13 protein-coding genes are annotated in these 25,845 nt (G+C 59.7%); 1 reads left to right on the top strand and 12 read right to left on the bottom strand.

Translation table 11 applies throughout. The features are described from left to right. Positions 1 to 149: 149 nt before the first annotated feature. The 11 genes from FJE54_RS04280 to FJE54_RS04230 form a co-directional block, all read right to left on the bottom strand. Positions 150 to 1,349: a hypothetical protein gene (locus FJE54_RS04280; protein WP_139651494.1), complete on the bottom strand. Its 1,200-nt coding sequence runs from the start codon at positions 1,347 to 1,349 to the stop codon at positions 150 to 152. A gap of 40 nt (positions 1,350 to 1,389) precedes the next feature. After that, entirely contained in the window at positions 1,390 to 1,956 is a 567-nt protein-coding gene (locus tag FJE54_RS04275; protein ID WP_139651493.1) for a helix-turn-helix domain-containing protein, read from the bottom strand. 10 nt (positions 1,957 to 1,966) lie between these two features. Further along, entirely contained in the window at positions 1,967 to 2,698 is a 732-nt protein-coding gene (locus FJE54_RS04270; protein WP_139651492.1) for a PRC-barrel domain-containing protein, read from the bottom strand. A 75-nt stretch (positions 2,699 to 2,773) separates the two neighbouring features. Continuing rightward, on the bottom strand, positions 2,774 to 3,529 hold the full coding sequence (locus tag FJE54_RS04265; RefSeq protein WP_139651491.1) for a sortase: 756 nt from the start codon (positions 3,527 to 3,529) through the stop codon (positions 2,774 to 2,776). Continuing rightward, positions 3,526 to 4,395, bottom strand: a complete 870-nt coding sequence (locus tag FJE54_RS04260; RefSeq protein WP_180326558.1) for a class C sortase — start codon at positions 4,393 to 4,395, stop codon at positions 3,526 to 3,528. The genes FJE54_RS04265 and FJE54_RS04260 overlap by 4 nt, the downstream gene beginning before the upstream one ends. After that, on the bottom strand, positions 4,388 to 5,230 hold the full coding sequence (locus FJE54_RS04255) for a class C sortase (protein WP_255467212.1): 843 nt from the start codon (positions 5,228 to 5,230) through the stop codon (positions 4,388 to 4,390). Before FJE54_RS04255 ends, FJE54_RS04260 begins: the two co-directional genes overlap by 8 nt. A gap of 147 nt (positions 5,231 to 5,377) precedes the next feature. Continuing rightward, positions 5,378 to 7,219, bottom strand: a complete 1,842-nt coding sequence (locus tag FJE54_RS04250; protein WP_139651488.1) for a SpaH/EbpB family LPXTG-anchored major pilin — start codon at positions 7,217 to 7,219, stop codon at positions 5,378 to 5,380. Positions 7,220 to 7,360: 141 nt separating this feature from the next. Further along, on the bottom strand, positions 7,361 to 10,723 hold the full coding sequence (locus tag FJE54_RS04245) for a SpaA isopeptide-forming pilin-related protein (protein WP_139651487.1): 3,363 nt from the start codon (positions 10,721 to 10,723) through the stop codon (positions 7,361 to 7,363). Between the two features lie 323 nt (positions 10,724 to 11,046). Further along, complete coding sequence (locus FJE54_RS04240) at positions 11,047 to 11,457, bottom strand: hypothetical protein (RefSeq protein ID WP_139651486.1); 411 nt, start codon at positions 11,455 to 11,457, stop codon at positions 11,047 to 11,049. Positions 11,458 to 11,719: 262 nt separating this feature from the next. Further along, a complete protein-coding gene (locus FJE54_RS04235; RefSeq protein ID WP_139651485.1) occupies positions 11,720 to 12,316 on the bottom strand; it encodes a 2-oxoacid:acceptor oxidoreductase family protein in 597 nt (198 codons plus the stop codon). Continuing rightward, positions 12,309 to 14,342 carry a thiamine pyrophosphate-dependent enzyme gene (locus FJE54_RS04230; RefSeq protein WP_139651484.1) on the bottom strand — a complete coding sequence of 678 codons (2,034 nt, stop codon included), beginning with the start codon at positions 14,340 to 14,342 and terminating at the stop codon, positions 12,309 to 12,311. Before FJE54_RS04230 ends, FJE54_RS04235 begins: the two co-directional genes overlap by 8 nt. 309 nt (positions 14,343 to 14,651) lie before the next feature. On the opposite strand from FJE54_RS04230, the gene FJE54_RS04225 reads away from it, so the two are divergent. Further along, positions 14,652 to 14,978, top strand: a complete 327-nt coding sequence (locus FJE54_RS04225; RefSeq protein ID WP_139651483.1) for a TFIIB-type zinc ribbon-containing protein — start codon at positions 14,652 to 14,654, stop codon at positions 14,976 to 14,978. 133 nt (positions 14,979 to 15,111) lie between these two features. Here the strand turns inward: FJE54_RS04225 and FJE54_RS04220 are convergent, their stop codons facing one another. Continuing rightward, the gene (locus FJE54_RS04220) at positions 15,112 to 25,593 is read right to left on the bottom strand and encodes an isopeptide-forming domain-containing fimbrial protein (RefSeq protein WP_180326556.1); all 10,482 of its coding nucleotides are present in this window, start codon (positions 25,591 to 25,593) and stop codon (positions 15,112 to 15,114) included. Positions 25,594 to 25,845 lie beyond the last annotated feature (252 nt).

Below are 25,845 nucleotides of genomic sequence, written 5' to 3'. Positions count from 1 at the left end.
TAAAACGGGGGAATTTCTTCTGCTTTGCGAAACGGGGCGCGGCGAAGCGCTACGGGAACCGCAGTGCACGGGTGACCCCCGACCAGGAAAGAGCGACTCGTCGGCATACGCGAGAAAAAACACTGCGAGCACGCTGCATCCGCCCGCACTCACACCCCGATGCCCGCGAGCATCGAGAGCATCGCATCGAGCTTGAGCTGTTCCGCCGCCGTAAGCTCGCATTTCTCCCGCATGTCGGCTGCCTTTATCAGGGCGTTGTCCTCGTCGCCTGCCTTGACGTAGCAGGATATCTCCTCGAAGAGCGCCCGCGCGCGGTCCTTAGGATCCTCTGCGAGGGCGGCGCTCTGCTCGAACAGCCGCGCTGCGACCACGAACACGCCCTTCCCTTTCAGGGAGGCTGCCTTTGCGAAGCACTTTCCGAACGTCATCGCGCTTGCTGCGGTTTCTTCCGGCACAGGCACGGGTTCGGCCGCGTGCACAGCGGCAACCGGCTCGCGCGATCTCGGCGCAGCCGCTTCTGCTGTAACACGAACCGGCTCGCTGCGATCTCGTGCGGCTTCCTGAGCAGCCCGCTGCACAGACTCACGCTTAGCTGGAACCACCTCGACTGCACGCGGCTCCTCGGGCTCGAACGCGATCTCTTCAATTGCACCGCCCGTTTCGCTCCTGAGCGCTTCAGCTGCTTTACGCTCCGCTGCCGTCTCCGCCTTGATCGGCGCTGTCTTTGCGGCAGGTCGTTCGCTGTCGCTCGGGATGGATGCGCGCTGCTTGCGGGGCGTGACGGCGGGCGGCGCTTCGGCGGCGCTTTCGCGGTTCTCACCCTCGCGCTGCAGGATCTGCACTTTGTCTTTCAGCAGACCGCGCAGCTCGTCGGTAACCGGCAACGCATCATGCTGCGCGTTCCGGGGCCGCGAAGCAGCGGGATCTTTGCGCCTCTTTGCCACCGCCGACGCATCGGCGACAGGCTCAACCGAGATGCGCGAGGGCCCTTCGGCTACGACAGGTGAAGCGGGTGCGCTCGCATCGCTCTTTTTATCCTTCTTCTTGGAATGCGCCCCGTCCTTACCCCATGACGCAGCGCCCTCGTCGGGTTTCCCGAGCGTGTAGGCTACGTAGTACACCGCAATCGGCACGAGCACGAAGCAAGCCGCATAAATGGGCAGCGCCCATCCCTGCTCGAATTGCACGACGTCGATGTAGAACAACGCCGCAGCGAATGCGAGGTAAGCGAATGCTGCAATGGCAGCCATGCGCTGCCGTCTGTTGCTGATGAGCCTGAAGCACAGGATGGCGCCTATGGCGATAACCGCCACGAAAAGAACGAGCACCGTCCACACGTTGAAATCCATCGCTGTATTCCTACTCTTTCCTACTCGCGTTCAAGGCGTTTCAGCCGTTCGGCGCACTGTCGTCAACGGGAGCGAAGTCGGACATGCGAGGCGATGCGATAATCGTCTCGAACGCATCGAGGGTAGTGACCATTTTCTTTATGTCGATCCCTTCGACTTCCCGCTCGAGAAGCGTTCCGAATGCGACCGCGAACTGCCCAAAGCTTTCGGCCGCTTTGCGTCCTTTGTCAGTAATGTACACGCGCAGCATTCGCCCGTCGACCGAATCGGAACGCACTGCAAGAAACCCGTTCTCGTCCAGTTGCCCAAGAATCCGTCCGCAGTTCTGCGTGCTTCCCGCATTGTCCATCTCGGTGAGCTCGGTGAGGCACGGAGCGTGGTCGAGCGAAGCGAGCGTCCACAGAAGGCGGGCGCGGCGGACGGTAAGCACGCCGTCGATCGTGAGGCAATTGAACTTGAGCAACGTCGAATTGAAATCGATGAGTTTCGAGACGAGCGTACTTGGTCCGTATTTTTCCTGTTCGGATACGGATTCGGCCACTTCTTCGAATCGGACGAGCTTGCCCATAGTATTGTTCGAGCGTTCCTGCTCGACTGCAGTGTTCATCGTCGCCCGATCATACGTCGACGCTCATGGTGAGAAGCAGAACGGCCTCGTGCTCTTGAGCCTCGGCAAGCACGTCTTCGGTGATGACGGAGCCCTTCGATAGCTTGAACTTCCCATCCTTGCTGACGATATCCTCGGTCACCTTGCCGCCGATCAGCAGCTCGCGAAGCGCCTGGCTCTCGTCAGCAGTCTTTGCAGGCTGGACGGGCTCGCTCGCAGGCTCGGGCTTCTTCGGTGACTGCGGCTCCCGGACGGCCGATTTCGCGGCTTGAGCTGGCTCGCCCGAAGCCGCTTCGGAGCTCCCGTCGGTGACGAACACGTGGTCGGGCGATATGAACAGGACATTCTCGGCGGCGTACGACCGATCGGCCGTATCGATGCGGGTGATGCGCCCCGTTTCCGTATCGAATTCGTATCCCGCAACGGAGCCGACTCGGTTGCCCGTCCGCGAGAACACTTCGGTACCGACCAACCGGCACCCCTCTTCGATCAGCTTCTTCGACGCGCGGTTCTCGGGCGACACCAGGACAGCCTCGCTGCCGATGGTCACGAACGAGTCGCCCACCCCGATGACCTTGTCGCAGGGGAGCAGGCGCAGGTTCGACAAGCTTGCATCGCCTACGACGTAGTGGCTTACCGCACTCCGATCGCAATCGACGCACAGATCCTTAACCGACCCGATCGGCTTGCGGTCCTCGATCGAGATGACTTCGCGCAGCAGTATCGTTTTATTCGTTTCCATCGCATAAACCTTTCTCTCTGTTTGGCTTTGCATTTCGGGAGCTTCGGTGGCGTGCGGCCTGCCGCAGCGGAATTCCTATTGCCCGTCCTCTACGCGCTCGCCCCTCACGATGACGCGCTCGTTGCCCGACGCCGTACAGGTCAGAAGCGTTGCAAGATCCTTATCCCGCTCTATGAGCAAGTCGGACGTATCGGTCGGCTGGATGATCTTCTTCGAGACGACGCGGTACGTTAAAACGCCGGTGCTGTTGCGTATGTAGAACAGATCCCCCGCTTCCAGCCGCTCGATGCGGGTGAACCATTCGTTCGTCACCGTATAGCTGTGGCCTGCGAGCACCGTATGGGTGCTCGCGCCCCCGACCGGCAGCGAAGTGCCTTCAAGGTGAGCCACGCCCTTCTCGAGGTTGTCGTCAGTCGAGCCCACGTAGATAGGCAGCTCGAGCTCGATCTTCGGGATGAAGATGCTTCCGAACATGTCATCGTCGGGCGCACCGTACGCAACCCCGGGCGCAACGGCCTCGTCGCCCTCACCTGCCGGCATGTTTTCGACGGCCTCGTTGAACGCCGCGACGAGTTTCGTGGCGCTCACGCTGTTGATCTCTTGGGCGACGTACGGATACAGGCTTATCCCGACGCCGAGCAGGAAGATGAGGATCGACAGCAGGTTGCCGAGCGCCCCAGAAGATCGCTTCTTCGGATCGCGCGCAGGCTGCCGGCGGCGCGAAGACCGTTCGTCCGTTCGGCGTCCTTCGCGCGCGAAGCCGACGGACGAATCCGCCTGGTACGCGCCCGAGCCTTCCCCCCATCCGGCTGATGTTCCAACCCGGCTCATGCTTCCTCACCTCTTTTCTTCAACGTTCTCCACGGCTTCCAGAGAACCAGCACGAGCACTGCAACAAATGCAAGGACAGCAAGTCCCGTGAGCGCGAGGTCTCTCTCCCCGGCCGTGAGCGATTCGAACACGCCTTCTCCCTTGGCCTCGGCAATCGCCTCAAGCTGCCCCGTGTACGGGATGCGCTCTCCGATCACGAGCAAGCGGTGGCTGTTGACCATGTATGGATGGCACGTTAGAAGCGTCATCCGATCGGACCCTTCCACAACGGCAAGCTCCTCGGACTGATCGGGATCGATCACTTTGGTGGCAATCACCCGGTACGCGAGGATCTCGTTGCCGGTGCGCACGAAGAACTCGTCGCTTTCCTCAAGCTTATCCAAATCGGTGAAGAGCTTGGCCGTAGGGAGTCCGCGATGGCCGGTCAGAACGCTGTTCGTCGATTCGCCGCCGACGGGCAGCGAAGTTCCTTTGAGCCATCCGATTCCCTTCTGCAATACGTCTTCCGACGTTCCTTCGTAGATGGGGGCTTTGATGTCGATCTTCGGAATCTGCACGTACCCCATGACCTCGCCGACCGTAAGGAAGCTCACCTCGTTGTGCTCGGCGGGCTCGACCTCGCCGAACGGATCGACAACCTGCGCTTGGTTGCCGACGAGCGATTCGTTATACGATCGGGCAGCCTCGAGCGATTTCGCACGATCCTCATCGGTTAGCGCCGCAACGGCCTCTTCGTAATTCGTGATGGCCGTCGTCTGGGCACGTTCGTTTACGTAGTTCGACAAAGCGGGATACACGAGCACCCCGGCGCCGATGACGAACACGAGCGCTGCAACGATTCCCTTGACGATGCCGAACCTACTCATGGGCATCACCCGAAACGACCGCGGTTATATCGACCGAGCCCTCGTTGCGCTTCCTGAACCTGCGCCGCACGAACCACACGATGAGCACGAGCGCCGCGAATGCTCCTACGATAACGAAGTACTCGATGTATTTTTCAAAAAAGGATATCTTGTTCTGCTGTGCCTCTTCGACAACCTCGGGCACGTAGTCGACCCGATGCCCCGTCACGAGCATGCGGTGGCTGTTGACCATGTACGGATCGCACGTGACGAGCGTGCACAGGTCGCGGCCTGGCTGCACGCGCAGCGATTCGACTTCGTAGGGCAGAACCGTCTGGATGCTCTCGACCTCGTAGGCGATCTTGTCGCCGAGCGTATCGATGACGAACACGTCGCCCACATCGAGCTTGTCGAGGTCGCGGAACAGGCGCGCGGTGGGAAGACCGCGGTGTCCCGTGAGCACCGCATGGGTCGATTCGCCTCCAACGGGTAGCGAGCTGCGCTCCAAGTGCCCGATTCCGCGCTCGAGCACCTCATCGCTTGCGCCGCGATAGATAGGCAGCTCGACCTCGATCTTGGGAACCTCCACGTAGCCGATGGCCTCGCCGGTCGCAAGGACGCTCATGTACACGACTTCGGTTGCAGCCCTTTCATCGGCGGTCAGCTCGTCTGTCACGTTGCCCTCGAGCCCCGCGACGTACGCGTTGTAGCTTTCGGCCTCTTCGAGCAGCCGCTGCCGTTCCCGCTCGTCGAGCGCCCTCATCTCCTGTTCGTAGTTCGAGATGACCCTCGTTTGCGATTGCAGATTGATCATGCTCGTGACGAGGGGGAACGCAAACGCCAAGGCGCCGACCAAGAAAATGCAGACGTAGAGGTACTTGCTCAGTACAAGCGATTGTATGTTCCTCGCGCCTTTTATGGTCGGTCAGCCTTTCTTCGGTGGAATAGCCCGCATGCGCGGGCTATTCCCTTTGATTGGTTATTCGGAAGTGCGCCCTATCCCCTATTCAGCGGAGGCAGCGCCCCTCTTCTTGCGGAACAGTACGATCGCGGCGCCCATAAGCGCGATGCCGACAATCGTGAACAGGATCGTTCCCATGCCACCGGTTTGCGGAATCTGCAGCCCGGAGTTATTCTCCACAGACATCGTGCTCGTGTCTTCGTAGCTCGTCTGAGTGATCGTGAACGGAGCAGGATCCCTCAGCAGGTTGTACTGGGTACCGCCTACCGTGGGGGCTTTGGTCTCAACGAGGTAGTACGTACCGCCCTTGAGGCCCTTGATTTCGAAGACCCCATCGGTGCCGGACACCATGACGATGTCGCCGCCGACAGTTGGGCTCACAAACTTGCTCGGATCGTTCGCGTCCAGAAGGTCCTGCGTCCAGGTGAGGAACGTAGTACCCGAGGCATCGCTTGCAATCTTGAACTCGGCGCCAGGAAGCGGAACCGTCGTGTTGGAGCCATCAACCTTCTTGAACTTCGCACCGCCCGTCCAAACCGTCGGGGTGACAGGAGGCGTGACTTCGCCAGGCTCGGTAATGTGACCGTGGCCGTTGTTGAAGCTAAGCTCAACGTTATTCGGAATCTCTTCGCCCATAACGGCGGTTTCGTTGATCTTCGTGTTGTACGTGACGATAATCTGCTCGCCTTCGAAGGCTTCGAGGGCCGCAGGGGTGAACGCTACCGTCAGCACACGCGTAGCATCGTCGTACGAAGCGGTGTAGTGCGTCGAGCCGAGCGTCGTGGAGCCGACCTTGGCAACAACGCTGTCGGCAACGTAGTCGAGGCGCGTATCGATCGTGTCGGTCATATCGAACTTGACGTAATCTTTGATCAGCGTGGGAACATCGAGCGCAACTTTCCAGGTTACGAGTTCGCCGACGCGCTCGGTTCCCCCGTTTTCCTCGGTCTTGCCGACTTCGGCTTTCTTGGTGAATTTGACCGTGATGAGCGGGTTGTCGCTGCCGGTAGCATGCGTGAAGCTCGCCATGGGGCTGTTCGGGCTGTCGAACGTAACAACGCCGGCAGAAACCGTGAACCCTACCGGGCGGTTGTCGATGACGTATCCGGTAGGAGCTTCCGTATTAACCAGCTGGTACTTGCCCGCCGGAAGATCGCCGAGCTGCACGAAACCGCTCGGAAGCGTGATCGTGCCGCCGGTGCCGATGCCCGTCACCGTCTCGTAGGCGCTCGTAGAATCGTTCCATTTCTGCACGAGGAAATCGGTGCTTCCGATGCGCGCGCTCGTATCCGCGTCGACAGATTCGACATCGAGGCCGGGCATCTTCTTGACGTTCTTAGGATACACGTGAAGCGCATCGGCGCCGGTACCGAAGTAGCCTGTGCCGTCGGTCTTCATCTGAGGCAGTTCGAGCAAAAACGGCACGCCGATGTACTCGGAAACATTCTCGGATGCTCCGTTGATCTCGGCGAACAGGTATTTGCCTTCAGCTAAGCCGTTCACGTTGACGATACCCTGAGCGTTCGAGGCAGCCGTTTCGGTTCCCCCGGTCAGAATGCCCGGATTGGCGGTAATGAAGGCGTCGATGGCCTCGATGGTGCTCAATCCCTGGATCTGCGCCATCTGGGCAGGTGTTGCGCTCGGCGAGATCGTCCAGTACTTGAAGATAATTCCCGAAAGCGGGGTCGCATCTTCGAGGTTCGTACCCGTAGGATCGGTGATTTCCTTACCGTCGTGGTCCTCAAGGGCCGTACCCGTTTCGACCTGCATTTTGTGAATGACGAGGTCGGTGCTGATCGGATCAGCCGCCGATGCCATCGCCGGTACCAAGCCCATCGTCAATGCAACTGCGAAGAGCATGGATATAAAACGCTTCTTGGTCATGTGCTTCTCCTCCTTTGCTTCTATTCGTTGAGGTATATACTCATACTTATATAATTTCTTACCTGTTTGTATATACGTAACCTCCTTCTACCTTCGCCCGTATATATGGTCCGATCAGTGATTCGGTTGATCGCGATGCAATCAGCTTGCAGTTGCGCCCTTCGCGATGCGGTTTCTCCTATGCAGCAGGAAGGCCGCCATAACGAGCACCGCAGTCGACAGTATGGTGAGGAGCATCGTTCCGATACCGCCCGCCTTCGGCAGTTCCGAAGCCGTCTTGTTCACGACGTTGAAGGCCTTGGCGTACTGATCCGCTTCGGCTCCGCTGAGCGCAACCTCTTCGAGGTCGATGCTACCGAGCTTTGCGGTTACCGTCCCATCGGCAGCAATGGTCACTTCGATAGGCATGGTCAACAAGTTGTACCCGCCCGGCGCCTTCGTCTCCGTGAGATGGTAGGTCCCCGGCTTCTGGATGGGCATCGCCACAAACGGGCTCGAGGAGCTCGTCGAAAGCGTCACGCTGTCCTGCTCAGCACCCGCCGCATCGAACACTTTCCCGCCCGATGCCGCGTTCGTGAGGACGAACGTCGCAATGTCGCTCGTAACTGGATCCTTCGAGGAATCGACCTTGTTGAACTTCACCGGTTTGAGATCCAGCGTGTTCGTGATCACGATGCCGGTGAAGTTCTCGTTGGACGGAACCGGACTCGGCACGGGATCGGGGATGTTCGTATAGACGACCTCCGTCGTGTAGAACGAGATCGGCGTCTCCACCACTTCGTAGGTGTACTCGTAGGATTTGAACGACGTTCCGAAATCGAAGGGCCAGCTGTTGCCGCCACCGCCGGGGGCGCTCACCGTGATGGTCTTCACATCCTGGATGAAAGCACCCTTGGCACCGGTTGCGGTATCGCGCTCGTACTGCTTGAGCGTGAGTTCGATGCTATCGGGCCTGAACCCGAACTTGTCGCTGTCATCGTCCCAAGTCTTAGTGCCGTCGACCTCGGTCCAGTTGGCATTCGGCTCGTACTGGAAAGGATGGACGTGCCCGGCTGCATACGTGTCGTCGTCTAGGCTCAACTCGAGCTCTTTGGGCTGGGTAATCGTTGTTCCTGGAGGATCCTCGATCTGGTCCTTCCACTGCCAGTAGTTGGTTATCGAGCTTCCGCTCGGATAGCCCGCGCTCTCGTAGCTCTTGATACCCACCCGATCGTATCCGTAGGTAGGCGGCTCGGTAGACGTGCCTATGGTGGCACCGTTCGCATCAAGCGGCAGACCGTAGAGCGTCGTGTCGAGAGCCTCGCCGGTATGGGCGGAGTCGTCGTTCAGCTTCGATACGGTATCGTTCGTCGCAGCATAGACTTCCTCGGTGGTGCCGGAGGGATTTTCGCCCTCGCCTTTGTGATGGATGTCCGTTTTGGTGTACACATTGTCTGCAAGGACGACGGAGAACAGGGGATCCTTGTTGGAGTATTCGCGCGTCACGCCTCCGTCGTTAGAAACGTAGCGCTCATTTGCGCCGTACACGATCAACCTGCCGTTCTGCGGCGCGTTTACCGTGTAAGAGAGATCCTGGACAGTCGATGTCGACTGCAGCGGGGCGTCGAGCAGCTCGCCTTTCACCGTATAGGCGGCGTTGTTGTAGATGGCCATGAACTCGGCTTCGGTCAAGGTGCCCGCATCGACGTTGAAATTGGGGTCGGACGTATCGTAGGGAACGAATACGTACTTCAGCTCGTTCAGGTCGGAATAGACGTTCGAACCGAGCGCTTCGTTGAAAGATGAGGCCGGTATGTGCACGTTCACGGTGACGGGGTTGGTCGCATCCTGTCCGGCTTCCGTATAGACCTTCTTCTCGATCCTCGCACCGATCGAGATGTTGTCGATGGTGGGAGCGCCGCGCATGTACATCACTTCGTACGTGTAGCGGTTGTACAAGCCGCGCACCAAATCGCCGTCCTGATCGTATTTGTCTTTATCCCAGCCCCACGCGATCGAGCCCGAGCCATCGTAGCCCCACTTGTAGATATTGCCATCGGCATCGAGAATGGTATAGGCCGATCTGCTCACATACATTTCCGAGACAAAGGGCATCGGCTGAAGCCCCAGCCTGATCCATGTCCATTCATCGGGATCGACTGCGGGCATGCCTTCAGTGGCAGGTGCCGTAATGGCGTTCGCCGATCCACCAGCAGACCGATAGTATTTGCCGACCGTCAGCCCCGATACGCCGTTCATCGTCGCTGACGTGGCATACCGTAAAGGATTGCCCGCCTCATCGACGACGTTGCCGTCCGAGTTTTTCAGCATGTACTTCTCATCGTAGATCGTCGGGTGAAGCGGATCGATTCCGTATCCGAAATACGTGGTATTCGCCGTCTTTGTGCCGCCCATGTAGACGGGGGTTTTCGGGCTGTAATCGTAGCTTTGCGTATCGCCGTCGCCGATAACCTTGGGCCATTGCTCGGCAGCCTCTGCCTTGACCCTCTGCGCCGTATAGTGCGGGATGTTTCCGCCCTCGTTGCCGAACGCGTAGTAGCGACCATCGCCCCAAGCCCACGTCCTGCCGTGCTGGTCAATAACGTAGCTGACGCTTTCACCTGCAACGATGCGCTGGGGAACGGGCGTATACCCGATAGAAGCAACTTCGCTTGCGCTGAACCCGATGGGCCGCGGCGTCGACTTGACGGTAATCGCTCCCGATGCGGCCGTCTCGCCGAAGGTAGCGCCCCATTCGTATGCCTTGTGGGCTTCGTCGACTATGCCGCTTCGGCCATAACAGGCGCTTACGCTGATTACTTTCCCGATTCCGTTCGACGCGCGATCAAGCTTTGCGAAAGTCCGCTGAGTGGCGGTTGCACCCGTTCCGTCGGTCGTTCTGCCATCGCCAAGACGACCCTGGTAGGTGCTGCCAGCAAGCCAAATCTCACCGTTGTCATCGAGTATGATCGTATGTCGGTCGCCGGCAGCGATGTCGACGATAGCGCCCATTTCGGCAGGAAGGTTAACTTGCTGCACCGAGGTAACTGCGGTGTTGGTGGTTCCGAGGCCGAGTTGGCCGTAGGCGTTATAACCCCACGCCCAAAGCGTGCCGTCTGTTGCGAGCGCGAAGTTGAACCCCATGATCTCGGCGTTGTTCGAGAAGATACGCTCAATCGGAGGAAGGCCGTTCACCTTGATCGGCGCTTGGGGGGCTGCGTTTCCAACGCTCGTTGTGCCGTTGGCTGCTTGGCCATATCCGTTATGGCCCCATGCATACACGTCGCCAGCGGTCGTGAGCGCAAGGCGGTTATGGTAGTTGGACTGAATTTCTTTGATGGTGATGCCGCTGTTGGAGAAGTAGGGGATCCTCTTCATACCGCCGTAGTAGAACTCCCCTGAGTGGGGCGGCTCGGTACCGATGCCCAGTTCGCCGTGGCCGTTCCATCCCCACACCCAGACATAGCCGCTCTTGTCGAGCGCCATACCGCCTAAGTGTCCAGGGGCGACCGATTGGAATTTCACGAGAGAAATCTGCCCGTACTGCGGGGCGTCGTTCGCGCTACCCGAAGGCCCGTAGGCGATGCCGCCGGAGAAGGGAGCTTGTGCAACTTCTAATTGGGGGATTTCGAGAGGCTCTTGAGTAGCCTCGCTCGCATCGGGTTCAACCGGGGTTTCGGATCCCGTCGAGGATTCAGATTCGGATGCCGGAACTTCGAACTCTATCTCGATCGCACCTGAAGAAAGGTTTTCCGGATCGATCGTTTCGACCTGTTCGTCGAAAACTGCAGTACCGCTGCCTTGCTCATCGATGGTCGCCTTTCCAATCTGCGTACCATCCTCAGAAACTAAAGGCGCGTTGAGCTCCCCCCCCCATGGATTTGCCCCATATCGAACGAGAAATAGTCGCCGTTCGAAATGACGTGGGTTTCATCTTCCAAAGTCCACGTGAGAACGGCCCTCATCAAAGCCGTGCCATCCTCGATAGATGCTTGTACCTGCCCTGGATCGGACTCGACCCATGTACCGTCTTCGGCCAATGCCTGATACGACAGCTCGGTTGCCACGGCATCGGTCATGTCGGTGCCCGTCGGCACAGCCTGTGCGCTGCCTGAAAGCATCGGCACTCCGGTTAGCGCCAGCACCGCCGCTAAAGCGAGCAGAACAAGTGCCCGTATGGGCTGTTCAGACGCTCGCTGAATCGATGCCGCAGATGTCGAAACACTGCCCGAAGCGCCGCTTTTCTGTTTGAGGTGCAAGGTTGCCCCCTCTCTATGCGTATCCCAATCTATATTGCTACTTGGTGAGTGCCACTATGTTGCTCGGGAGTATAGCATAGAAATAGAAGAAACTACACTTTTTTCTGTATGTTCTTTTCTTTTTTTGAAAAACGACTCTGGGCCTATTGTGGGTTTCCGCAGGTAGCTACCTTGAAATTCCTGACATGATCGAGATCGACCAGACTGTATCCGTTGCTCCCCGAAATGCCCCTTGCGGTGCGATCGCCCTGCCGAAAGGTGCCTACGCCTTCACCGCGATATCGATGGCTCGCAGGTTCATGTCCACGAAACGCTCTTTCACGCACGACGAGATCGCTCGCTTGAGATCGTCAATAGTCAGGCCGATGTCGCCTTGTGCAAGCGCCTGTGCGATGAGCATGACATTGAGTGCCTTGCGCGTACCCACCTCTGCTTCGAGTGCCTCGTCGTTGACGGCAACGAAGCGTCCCCGTGCGGCTTCGACGCTCGATGCGAGCTTCGCAAGCACGTCATCGGCGCGATACGGGGTGTCGGAGAGCGCAGCAGATACCGGCTGAATTGCTGTCGAAGCGCTCACGAGCGTGCCGCCGAGCTTAAGATAGGGAAGCACCCGTGCCGCTTCGGCAGGCTCGAACGCAATGATAAGGTCAGCTGTGCCGAGCGCGATGAGCGGAGCATGCACCTCTTCACCGAAGTTTCCCATGCGCACATGCGATACGACGTTGCCGCCGCGTTGCGCCATGCCGATCGTTTCGGCGGTTCGCACGTGCCAGCCCTTCTCTTCCGCCGCCTGCGCGAGCAGCTTCGCAGCGAGCACGGTTCCCTGGCCGCCAACACCCGATAAGAGCACGTTAAGCACGGCAGCCTCCTTCCGTCGCGGGAAGCTCGATTGCATGGAAGGGACATACTTGCACGCACAGGCCGCATCCGTCGCACAGGCTCTGGTCGACAAATGCCTGCCCCCGCTTCCCGCTCTTCAGACCCGTCGCCTGCGCATCGAACCCGATCCCGGGACAGCCGATTTCGGTGATACACCGCTTGCAACCCGTACACGCGTCTGTGCTGATGGCAGCCGGGGCGTCGGGTTTGGTCAACTGGATGCACGGTCCTTCGTAGATGACGGCCGACGGCCCCCCGAACTCGATGGCCTCTTTAGCCGCCGCAACGCTTTCTTCGAGCTTGAACGGATTCGCATGGACGATGCATTCGAATCCGACTGCCCGCAACACGTTCTCGATCGAGATCGGCTTGGTTTTCGGCCCCATGAGGGTAGCCCCGGTGCCTGGATGAGGCTGCGATCCGGTCATGGCGGTTGTCGCATTATCGAGCACGACCACCGTGATGTCATGCTGGTTGTACACCGCGTTCACGATGCCGGTGAGACCGCTCGCGAAAAACGTCGAATCGCCTACGAATGCAATCGCTTTCTTCTCGGGTTCTGCCACCGAGAATCCTTGCGCCATTGTGATGCCCGCCCCCATGCACAGGCAAGTATCCACCGCGTCGAGCGGCATAGCGTTGCCGAGCGTGTAGCAGCCGATATCGCCGCAAAGCACCGCGGGCGTTTTGCCGAGTGCGCGCTTGACGGCGTAGAAGCTACCGCGATGCGGGCACCCCGCGCAAAGCACGGGGGGACGAACGGGCAAAGGACCATCGAACGCGAGTGACGCGGCACCAGACGGGGACTCGCCGTCCTCGCCGCATGCCGCGATCGCAGCTAAGGCCTCTTCGACACCTAAAAAGCGCGCGAGACGTTCGTACGCATCGTCCACCGTGTTTTCGCCGCGGTCGCGCGTGTAACCGTTGAGCTTGCCGAATACGCTGTAGCCCGCGTGCAACTTGCCGCACAAAGCAAGCAGCCCGTCTTCGAGCACATGGTCGAGCTCCTCGAGCACGATGATCTGATCGAGCCCTTCCGCAAACGACTCCACAGCGCTTTCAGGGAAGGGAAACGGTGTTCCCACCTGGATAAACCGATACGAGGGAAGCGCAACGTTCGCCGCTTCGCACCGCTCGGCCAACAGGGAAAGCGCCTCGCGCGCATACATGGCGCTCACGCCGCCTGTCATGATGCCGAGGCGCGGTGCTTCGCTGGCTGCCGCAGCGGCGTTTTCGCCGTTGTCGACCGTGTCACCAGCAGCAAGGGCCGCACTGCCGTCTGCCGCCGTACCGCCACCCTCGAATACGGGATTGAACACCGCAAGCGAACCGGTCGAGCACTCCTCGGCGATTTGCACAAGCCGCTCGTTGATCTCGCCGTGCGCTTCGAATGCACGCCGGGGAAAGATGACCCACTTAGGATCGCGCTCGAACCCCTCTTCGGGCACGTCGCGCGCTACGGTTGCTTCGGGAACATCGAAGAAGGTAGATGCATGGCAGATGCGCGTAGTCGGTCGTACGATAACGGGCGTGCGATAGGCCTCCGACAGCTCGAACGCCGCTTTGATCATAGCGCACCCCTGGTCGGGCGTGGCGGGATCGAACACCGGCACCTTTGCGAAACTTGCGAACCGGCGCGTATCCTGTTCGGTCTGAGACGAGATGGGACCGGGATCGTCCGCCACGAACAGCACGGTGCCGCCTTTGACGCCCACGTAGTTCAGGCTCATGAGGGCATCGCTCGCCACGTTGAGGCCCACCTGTTTCGCCGTGAACAGCACGCGAGCACCCGCGTATGCCGCTCCCGCCAAAAGCTCGAGCGCCGCCTTCTCGTTGGTGGACCACTCGACATGGATTCCCTGCGCCCGCCCTGCCGCATGCTCCGCGGCGATTGTCTCGATGACCTCGGATGATGGCGTGCCCGGATATCCAGCCGCCACACGCACGCCCGCCTCGAGCGCTGCGTGCGCGAACGCCTCGTTGCCCATCAGTAGTTGCTTCTGCATAGCCTCGCCTGTTTCGCTTTGCTCGGATCCATGATTCGTTGGGCTCATTGTACCGCAGATGCGTTTTCCCACAGCGAAAGATGCCCATCGCCTCGGCGAGCCGCACAGGGAGAGCACAAAGGGACGGTCCTTTTGTGTTCCCTCTTTTCTCACAGCAAAACCCGTCTCGGGGAACGCAAATCTCCGACACAAAAGGACCGTCCCCTTGTGTTCCCTTGTGTTCCCCTGTTCCTCCCGTGTTCCCTCGCCCTATGTTCCTTCCTGTTATAATCCGTTTGAACCGCACCCGATACGAGAGCAGGTGATCCCTTGAAATGCCCCCTTTGTAACGTCAACCTCGTCATGAGCGAGCGCCAGGGCATCGAGATCGACTATTGCCCCCAATGCCGCGGCGTCTGGCTCGACCGCGGCGAGCTCGACAAAATCATCGACCGATCTGCCGAAACGATGCCCGCGCCTCAAGCCACAGCGCACGCAGCGCAGCCCCAGCCACAGCGCTCGGAACCGCGCTACGAGGACCGTCGCTATGACGAGCGGAAGTACGACGACCGACGCTATAACGACGATTACTACCGGAAGGGAAAGAGGAAGAAGAAGGAAAGCTTTCTCGGCGACCTCTTCGATTTCGGAGACTGACCTGAAAGGCAACAGGATCAGCCTTTCCGCCCTGCTGCATCACCCGCTGAAACGCATGCAGTCAACGCAGCGCCCGCAGTATCGCGGGCGCTGTTGCATACAGGAACACAAAAGGACCGTCCCTTTGTGTTCCTTATGCTCTGCGTCGGCGGGTGCGCGATCTCGATAGATAGCCGGCTGACGCTGCAAGGCCACCCGCCATGAGAACGACCAGCGCCAGAAGCGATACGAGGTTGCCGTTTGCATCGCCCGAACGCACAAGCGCCGAGCTGTCCCACGGGATGAGCGGGCGCACGATGGATGCGCCGCCCTCGACCCCCTCGTCAACGCCTCCCGGATCGCTTCCCGACACGACCACATGGTTCACCACATCGCCCTCGCCGAGCGAAAAATCGAGCGTGCAGGTGTACACGACCGTGTACGTTTCGCCGCCGAGCACATCGCCCACGAAAACGCTGAGTTCGCGGGTGCCTTCGTTGTACGCTTCGGGCGCAACATCGGCGAACACCTTGTCGGGGCCGGCTATCCTGATGGATTTCGCATCGAGTTTGAGCCCCAGGGGCACCGTGTCGGTTACGGCGACGCCGTACCACGCCGATCCAGGCCGGGCGTTCGCCACGGTGATCGTATAGAGCACCTCGTCGCCGTTATCGTAGGAGCCATCGCCCGCAAGATCCTTGACCGTTTTATCGACCGACGGATCAGGATCGGCAAGCAGCACTTCGCCCTCACCGTTTGGAACAACAGGGTCGGTCGGTGCGGGGTTCGGCGTGACGGGACTATCGTCCAAGTCGGGCTCTGCCGGCTCGGGCACCGTATCCGGATCCGGTACGCCGGGGTTTGCGGGCACAGTCGGATCCGCTGGATCGAGCGTGCCGACCATCGCAACGTTCGCAATATCCTCGCCAACCGCCCGCTCGGGAATTGTCGCCTCGAACGTCACGACCGCCGAAGTTCCGCCGACAATGCGCCCGACAGAAACGATGAGTTCGCGGCTCGCAGGATCGAAGCAGTCTGCCACTGCATGGACCGAACCGTCCGATGCCACGAGCGTCAGCGTTGCCACATCGATATCGAGTGCAGCGGGAATGCGATCGTAGATGTAGGCGTTGTCCCACGCAGCGCGCGGGTTCGGCTCGCGGTTCTCGGCCGTTATCGTGTACCTGATGCGGTCACCCACCTGCACCACATCGTCGGCAGGGTCGGTCAAATTCACCGCCTGTTTCGAAAGCGCCTTGTCGGAAAGCGGCACCGGCGTGGGAACGGGGGCCAACGCTTCCTCGATGATTTCCGTACCCCCATCGGGCGAATAGCCAGCCGATTGCACGCGGTTGCGCAGATGGGCGTCAACCGAATAATCGTCACCGGCGATGATCTGCGTGCGGTAGACAAGCTTTGCCTGCTCGCCTCCGCCGATATCGCCTACCTCGACGCGAAGCGTCCTCGCTGACGCGTCGTAGGCCCCATCGAGCTGAACACCATCGACGGATCCTGGCGCCGTATACAGCACGGGCTCACCCTCGGCAAGTTCGAGTCCTGCAGGCAAAACATCGGAAAGCACGACTTCGCGCCACAGCGAGGTGCTGTTCGTGTTGGCTGCGACCACCGTGTATTCGAGGATATCGCGGTCGAGCCAGGTAGTCGGATCGTCGGCACCCTCGCGTCCTTCAGCTTCGGCCGTCACGTTGCGGACGGTCTTTTCGGCGGTCGTCTCGGGATCGGCCTCCGTCACATCGGTCGTAACCGGCGATACGACTGCCGGCACCGTCGATTCAGATTTACCGTCGTAGGTTTGGGTCGCCACGTTCACGATGGTTCCCGTTGCCGCCTCGATCCTCACACCGAGCTTGATCTCTTTCGTAGCGCCAGCGGGCACATCGACCGTCCAGGTGATCTTGTTGGTCTTCGTATCGTAGGTGCCCCCATCGCTCGCGTCCATAAACGAGGTGTTCATCGGAAGCTTGTCGGTCACGACTACGCCGTTCGCGTCGGCATCGCCAGTATTCGTCAGCATGATGGAGTACACCAAACGGCCTCCGGCTGGAGCCTTATCGGTTTTGGCCGACTTCGTGATATGCACATCGGCGCGCTTTTCGGGATCGGTCACGTCGATGGGCGGATCGACCGGCGGCACCACTTCGTTGCCGCCGTCGGGGTCGGTTACCGATACGCTGTTCTTGATCGTCGCACCCACCGCTCCGGTTACCCGCACGACCACGGTACGCGTGACTGAAGTGCCCTTGAGCACATCGGCCGTCCACGAAACCTCCTGGCCGTTCACCGCAGCAGCCGGGGTGCTCGACACGTAGGCGAGACCCTCGGGCAGCACATCGACGATGCGGTAGCCGAGCGCATCGCCGTCTCCGGTGTTGGTAACGGTGATGAGATAGGGAATCTCGGAACCCTGAGCCGCCTGGGTGACGGGCGTTGTTTTCGAAACCGAGAGCTCGGGCGTTCCCGGCCCTGCGGAACCAGGAGTAACCGTCGTGCTCACCGATTCGGACGAAGCAGTCGTGCCGGCGTGCGAAGCGAGCGCGACGTTGGTAAGGGTACCGGCTTTCGCGGTGACGGTAGCCTTGAGCGTGCGCGTTACCGTTGCCCCCGCAGGCACGTCGACCGTCCACGCGGCGGTACCGTTTTCGAACGCACCGCCGTCGGAAGCTTCGACGAACTGGAGTCCTTGGGGAAGCGTATCGCTCACCTTGACGCCGTTCGCATCGGCCGTACCGGTATTGGCTACGGTAACGGTGTAGGCCACTTCATCGCCGTTTTCGGCGGCATCCTTATCCGCCGTTTTAGAAATGCTGATAAGCGGTTTCGCCTCGTCGTCAGGATCGATGATCGGCGTATCGGGATCGATCGGGGGCGTAACGGGTTCATCGGGATGGGCGGGATCGGTTACTTCGACCGTATTGGCAACGGTACCCGTCGCATCGTCGGCCACCTGCGCAACGATGGTGCGCGTGACCGATTGGCCCGCGGCAAGCGCGTCGATCGTCCAGGTAACCGTGTTCGCGCCGCTATCGTGCACGCCAGCAGGACTACTCGATACGTAGGTAAGCGAAGCGGGAAGCGTATCGGTCACCTTGAGGTTCGCCGCATCGCCGTCACCGGTATTGCGCACCGTGATGGTGTAGGGGATCTGAGCTCCCGGGGCCGCCTCGGTCGCCGACGTGGTTTTCAACACGCTGATCTTCGGCGTGCCCGTGCTCGAGCCGTCGGTGAGCACCGTGGTCGACACCGGAGCAACCGCGATGGTCTTGTTGTTGTGAATGAGATCGGCTGAGCTTACAAGCGAGCCGCTCTGTGCCGTCACTTTAGCCGACACCACGCGCGTGACCGACGATCCGGCAGGCACGTCCATCGTCCAGGTAACCGTACCGGCATCGTTGTCGACGTCGGCCGCAGGTTCGCGCGTATCGGCAAGTGCGGCGCGCTCCCCGAACGCGGCGGGTGCTGCGGGTGCGGTGTCGGGAGCGTAGACGCCGCCGTCGCTCGCGGTCTGGAAGCTCACGCCGACGGGAAGCCTGTGCACGGCTTTCACGCCGTCGGCATCGGATTTCGTCGCGTTCGTAACGGTAAGCGTGTAGCGGACGGTATCGCCCGTTGAAGCGGTGCTCGCATCGACCGACAGAACGGCGCTCGGCTTCGCCTCTTCGGGCACCGTGATCTCCGGTTTCTCAGGAGGCTCGATCGGATTGTCGGGATCGTTCGGATCGGTCACGGTAACGCTGTTTGCGATGCTCTGCCCATCGGTTGCCGTCACGCGCGCGTTGAGCATGCGCACAACCGATTCGCCCACCTTGACGGTGACCTTCCAGGTGATTTTGCTGCCCTCGACCTTACCGGTCGGACTGCTCGATACGTACTCGAGCCCCGAGGGAAGCTCGTCGACCACCTCGACGTCGATCGCATCGGCGTCACCGGTATTCGAAACGGTTATCGTGTAGGGCACCACCGAACCGGGCTGGGCCTGGGTGACCGGAGTGGACTTCGCAACCGAAAGCTGCGGCTTGCCCGCATCGCCCGCATCCTCTTCCTTCACGGTGGTCGTCACCGTGTCGGATTTCACGGTCGTATCGCCTGAAACGGCCTGCGCCGTGTTCATCATGCTGCCGCTCGAAGCGGGTGCGTCGATGGTGACCGTCACCTCTTTCTGCTGCCCGGCAGCCACGTCGAGCGTCCAGGAAACCATACCGTTTTCGCACGCGCCGCCGTCGCTTGCCATCACGAAGCTCGATCCGGCGGGCAAGGCGTCGGTGAGCGCCACGCCTTCCGCATCGACGGTTCCCGTGTTGGTAAGCGCAAGCGTATAGGTGATCTGACCACCTGGCACCGTGGTCGAAGCGCTCGCCGTTTTAGCAAGCGAGATGCTGGGCTTCGCACCGGGGTCGGGGTCGGTCACATCGACCTGCGGAACGTCGGGCGGCGTGACGGGATTGTCGGAATCGTTCGGGTCGGTCACCGTAACCGAGTTCTCCAGCGAACCCGTTGCCCCCTCGGCAACGCGGGCCGTGACCACGCACACCGTCTGGCCGCCCGCCGCCACATCGACCGTCCACGAAACGGCGTTGGTCGCCTTGTCGTACGTTGCAGCCGGGGTGCTCGATACGTATTCGAGCCCGGAAGGCAGGTTGTCGACAACGGCCACGCCTTTCGCATCGCCGTCGCCGGTATTCGACACCGTAATGGTGAAGGGCACGAGGGATCCCGGTGCGGCACCTTCGACATCGGTCGTTTTCGTAACCGAGAGTTCGGGCTTGGTGTCGGGCGTGGGTGTATCGCTTGTCACGGCAACGGTTGTCGGATCGGAGGTAACCTGGGTGCCCTCGTGAGTGGCCACCGCCGTGTTCACCAACGTCGCGTTTTTAGCGGCCACCTCGGCAACGATGGCAAACGACGTGCTCGACTGAGCGCCGACAGTACCCGTCCACGAGACGGTGCCGTTTGCAGCAGTTGCGCCTTCGGTTGCCGACACGAACGAAAGCCCCGCCGGCAGAGCATCGGTGACGGTCACGTCGACAGCCTCTTTACCGCCCTTGTTAAAAACCGTCACGGTATAGGTGATCTGATCCCCGGTCTTCGCCGCGTCGACACTCGACGCTTTCGAGATGGAAAGGTCGACCGTTTCCTTAGCGTCTTCGGGATCGGTCACATCGACAGTCGGGTTGTCGGGGGGTGCAATCGGATCGCCCCCGTCGGGGTTCGTCACGCTTACACCGTTTTCGATGCTCGCCCCCACATCACCCGTCACCCGCGCGACGATCGTACGCACGATGGTTTGACCCGACGCGATATCAACGGTCCAGGTAACCGTGTTGCCCTCGACGGTCGTAGCAGCAGGCGAACTCGATACGTATTCGAGTCCCGCCGGCAGCGCATCCACGATGTCGATGCCGGTCGCATCGCCCTTGCCCGAATTCGTGACCGTGATGGTATAGGGAATCTCGCTACCCTGCGCAACAGACGTTGCATCCGTCGTCTTCGTCACCGAAAGCTGCGGCTTGTCTTCGACGATCGGCTTCTGGGAAACCGTCGTTTGCACCGGTTCGCTGACATCGGCTTTACCCGCATGCACCGAGGTTGCCATGTTCACGAGCGTTCCCGTTTTCGCCTGTACTTTGACGGTCAGGTTCAGCTGTTTTGTCTGACCAGCCGGCACATCGACGGTCCAGGCACACACGCCGTTGCGGTACGTTCCGCCGTCGCTCGCGCTCATAAAGAGCGTGCCCGCGGGCAGCTGATCGGTCACGGCAACGCCCGTCGCATCCGCAGCACCGCTGTTGCTCACGAAGATCGCGTAGGTGAGCTGGCTTCCGGTAAGTGCGGTATCAGCGCTCGCCGTCTTGGCGATGTGTACATCGGGCGCATCGGCGCCCGGCACGACTTCGATCGGCGGGTCGACCGGAGGCGTTACAGGATTATCGGGGTCGGCGGGATCGGTTACCGTCACGCTGTTCGCGATGGTAGTGCCCGCGGTGCCCGTCACGCGCGCCATGACCGTGCGCGTGACGCTCATGCCCGCGGGTACCGTGAGCGTCCAGGAAACGTTCTGCCCGTTCACCTGAGCTGCGGGCACCGACGACACGTAGGCGAGCCCCTCGGGCAGCGCATCGGTGATGACCACGTCTTTGGCGTGCGCGTCGCCCGCGTTCGACACGGTGATGGTGTAGGGGATGATGCTTCCCGGCGATGCCTCGGTCACGTTCGTCGACTTCGCCACCGAAAGCTGCGCCTTACCCTCGCCACCCGGCCCCACCGGATCGGTCGGATCGGGATCGGGGCTGTCGGGGTCGGGATTGTCGGGGTTGGGTTTCGGGGGATCGGTCACGTCGCCCGGATTGTCGGGCGGATCGGTAGGGTTGTCTTTGCCGTCGGTTACGGCCCACGCGGTGTTCTTGATCGACTGACCGACCGCATCGGGCGACACGATCACGTCAAAAGTAAGCGTCGCTTTCTCCCCTGCTTTAAGAACGCCAGCCGAAACGGAGATTTCGCCTGTAGCCTTATTGTAGCCCGTAGGAACGATGTGCTCATGCATCCCCTCGGTGCCGTCTTCGAGGGGATGCGTCATGGTGATGCTCGACGGATCAACCACCAAGCCCGCAGGCACCTTGTCGTAAAACCATGCGTTTTCCCACCGCGAATTGGGATCATCGCTCTTGTTGCCCAGCTCGACGGTGTATTTGATGATATCGCCGACTTGCGCCGACGGAGCGCCCGGATCAGTGAGGTTGGCGGCGTCTTTGGAGACCCACTTGTCTGCGGGAGTGAATGCCACGTACCCGCTTCCCGGTAGCTTCGCTTCATCGGTCGTCGCGGCGACTTCGTTGCCATCTTCATCTGTTCCATCGACGGTCGCCGAATTGAGAATGCCCGCCCCGGCGCCAGAGCTCACGTACGGCGCGTCGTCGTTGATTTTTACCTGAAATGAGAGCAGGTACTCGTCGTCGGTATCGAGCGTTACATCCATCGTGTGGATGATGGAACCGTTTTCGCCTTCTGCCTCGTTGTACACGCTGTTCGGAAGGGGTTGAGGATCTTCGCCTGCTTTGGCAAGCTGTATACTGTCGGGCACAACGTCGATGCCTTTCGGCAGCTCGTCTAAGATCTTCGCATTCTTCCACTTCAGCCCCGGCGAACTGTTCTTGATCGAAATCGTGTAGGTAATCAGATCGCCCACACGGTTAGTCACGTGGCCACCGATATCTCCCTGCGTCTCGTTGTAGGCGCTTATGTTGGCGGAGACGACCGTGCCAAACGAGGGGTACACCACCACTTCGTTGTCAGGCACGGTATCGGTAGCAGAAACATACGTCCCGATGCGAGCATCACCGAGGCCGCTTTCGATTCGCCATCCCAAGAATTCCGATTTGCCCGCCACTACCTGATCGCTGAACAAACTTTCTTTTCCGTCGAGTTCGGCTAAAACGCCTCTGTCGAATGCAGAAGTGATCGTCTCCTTCACGGTGCCGTTCTTACCGTCCTTGATGACGATGTTCTGCGGATGGGCCGACCATGTCGCAAGAATGGAGATATTGGTTTCGGTGTTGCCTAAGGCATCGGTTACCGCCGTAATGGGGGTATCGGCATCGAAGGAAATGCTCGTATCGCGGTTGTACACCCAGCCCGAAAAATCGTACCCGTAGCGAGTGGGGGCCGCGGGAAGCTTTGCCGTTTCGGGATACAGCTGCGCACGTTCGGTGATCGTTTGCGTGTTCTGATAGGCTCCGGGATCTTTCGTATACAGATCGTCGGAAGAACCCGACGGTACGTACCCAAGATGATACGAGAGAGAAAGCGGAGGCACAACCGTCAGGTACTTTGTGCCTTCCGCCTGCGTGCTCGTCTTCGTCGGATCCATCCATGAATAGCTGAGCAAATACGTTCCCGTTTCGCTCAACTCAGCCGACCGTTGTTTTGTAAACAGATTCTTGAGAGAATCGGTCCACTCGAGCGGAAACGAGTACGTAGGAGGTTGACCCTCAACAGTACTCGGAATCACCTTGCAAACCGACAGGCGGACAACTTGCTCGAGCGTGCCTCCCCCCGCGTTTTGCAGCCTCACGACGTAGTCGAGGTTGGTTTTATTGTCAACCGAAACAGCCGCGTTGAGGTTCGGATCCGCGAAATCGGTGCACCCGATGTCGTGTGCGGCCATCTTTTCTTCCAAGGAAGCGTAGCCTCCGTCACCGACGGGCTTCGGATCGTCCATGAACGCTTGTAGGTTAACCGAAGTCGCTACGATAAACTTGATACCATCGCGATGGTCGAACCGCGTCAAGGTTTCTTCGAGCGGTTTGTACTGAGGATCGGCGCTTGTAGCCTGCGCATACACCGTAGCATCCGAGCCTACGATGGCTTTGTTGTCGGTACCGATAGCTACCGAAGTGGTCGGCACGAGCCGAAGATTGCGCGTACCCACCACGCCATCGTAGTCGGTATACACGCGGAGCCACCCGATGCCCGAAGCAACTGCTGTTACGCTTACGTCGTCCATTGCCGGCTCGCCTTGCGCAGCCGAAAGGGTGATGATCTTGGTGCCGGGGTTCAGCGGACTGTCGTTGGGATAATACGCACTGTTATCGGGATCGTACACCCACGATGTCTTGATTGAGGAATTGTTGACCGACGCATTGTTCGTCAAGGGGAAGGCGTAGCGAATTTTGCGTACCGTATCATAATCGGTTGCTGCGGCGTCAAACGTTGCTTCGTTGCACGGATAGAGGAACACGGTCGATACCGAAGCCTGAGAATAAGCACGGGCAAGCTCGCCGAGTTTCGCACTGCCTCCCCAGGTGCCTGTGGTAAACACCGACAGTTGCGGATAGGTGCTTCCGTCGTTCGAAAGAGACCAATCAGAGCCGATATTGAGCGTCGAAAGGGATTTGGTCAAGAGACCTGTCACACGATTGTCGGGTTGGTTTGCGATGGCCTTTTCCGCTGATCCCGTCGTTTGCTTATCGTAATAGCAGGCATTGTAGACCGCCGTCGTCGATACGCCCGCAAAGCCTCCAACATCCGACACGGGCGTGCCATCGTCGTTGACCGCCGTACCGTCTGGAAGCGATTTCAGGGTTCCTACTTCGCCGGCTGCATAGCAATTGGTAAAATGCAGTTTAGGCGTTGTGCCACTATAGCTTTCGGTCGAACCTACAAAACCGCCCATCACGGCTGCAGACGAAGACATGCCGACCATCGACGTTGAATAGCAGTTCTCAAACGTCGAGTCGATAGCGTCGTGAGCTCCCAGCCCGCTCACAAATCCGCCGCTATTCCTAACGCCCTCGACTTTGCCGCTTGCCCAGCTGTCTTTAATCTGCACGTTGTTGTGAATGACCCCGCAAAACACGCCTGTTTGGTCGTATCCGTAGCAATCAAGGTTAGAGAAGCAGTTGGTAACAACGGTTTGGCCCGTGCAAGAAATGAATCCCCCAGAATGGCCGCTGTTCGTTACGATAGAACCATCCATCGCAGCGGAATTCTCGATAGTGATCGTAGAAGTATCGGCAGTGCCCCTCGTCCAACCTCCCTCATAGAAATTTGCGACACACCCGGTGCCCCTTGCATGGACGTTTTTCGTGTAAGAATTGCGGATGAAAATCTTACCCGTCGAAGGCCAGCCTGCAGAATCGAGCATCCCGCCAATCCCGTAGAGGGAAAGCGACCCGTTTTCGTTTCTCGGCCCTACAAGCGAATTCTCCAAACCGCAGCCTTCTACGGTTCCTGCTTGTAAGCACGCGATCATGGTTGCCATGCGCCCTGGCTGCGTCTGATTGGCCGATTCGCATTTGCAATTCGACATCGTGAGGTTTTTCAGGACGAAATCAGGTGAAGAAATGGTACCGAGAAATCCGACTGGTTCGTTTCCTTCGGTCGCGTCACTGTAAGAGAACATGTTCCAAATCGTATAACCGTTACCGTCGATCACCACAGCGGTATCGATGGAAACCGCTGCCCAGTTGATGCCCTGTGCGCCACCGAGATCGATATCCTGCATGAGCTGACACGATGCTTTGTTCACCAAAGCGTACCGAAGCTCGTTCGCCGTGTACACCTTGTAGGGGTTGCCCGTGGTTCCCTCGCCTTGGGCAGGTTTGACTCCTGCGAGGTTTCCGTCCCAAGGAGCAAGCGCGCCTCCCTCGTTTCCTTTCGCTGACGTATCAGCCCATACGCTCGCGCCGCCGACGCCGGTTTTCTTCACTTTGTCGATCGCATCGTTCCATCGCGCATCGTAGTAGGCTGGAGTACCCGGCTTCAGATCGGATGCGGCATACACCTCTGCGAGCTGGGCCGCCGTGGCTTCTTCGCCGCCGTCATCGGCTGACAGGGCGGCGGGTTCGTTCCCACCGGTTGCCTGCTTCAGGTACTCCTCGAGCGTCGGCATGCGGTGCTCGAGCGATTCGGCGCTGAGACCTGCGGCATCGCTGCTTCCCTCAACCTGAATGGTGACGCTCGCCGACGCCTCGCCGACCATGTCGCTGCCCGAGCCGTCGCCCGAAGCGCTTTCGGCTTCCTCGCCGCTTGCAAGCTCAAGCGTGCTGGGAAACAAACCCCCGAATACGAGAACGACGGCAAGCGCGGCGGAAAAAGCAACCCCCCCCCGACGCTTCATGCGAGCGCGCACGTGCTCCGTTCGGAAACGCGGATCCGGCGCTCGATGCGCCCGCTTTTTTGTAGATGCAGAGGGTCTCGAAGACCTGTTTTCTCGTATGTTGGTTCGCCAATACAGCCCTATGCCGAACACGGCCAGCAAGATTGCCGTCGCAATCTTCACGTCTGAGATTTGCACGTCTGCAACTTTCTCTTCAGTTATGTTCTCTCGTGTGAAGTTGAGTTTCCAAGTCTGACTCAACTTAAACTTAAA

It is taken from the genome of Raoultibacter phocaeensis, from assembly GCF_901411515.1.
Taxonomy (GTDB): domain Bacteria; phylum Actinomycetota; class Coriobacteriia; order Coriobacteriales; family Eggerthellaceae; genus Raoultibacter; species Raoultibacter phocaeensis.
This window is presented reverse-complemented; position numbering and strand designations above follow the sequence as displayed.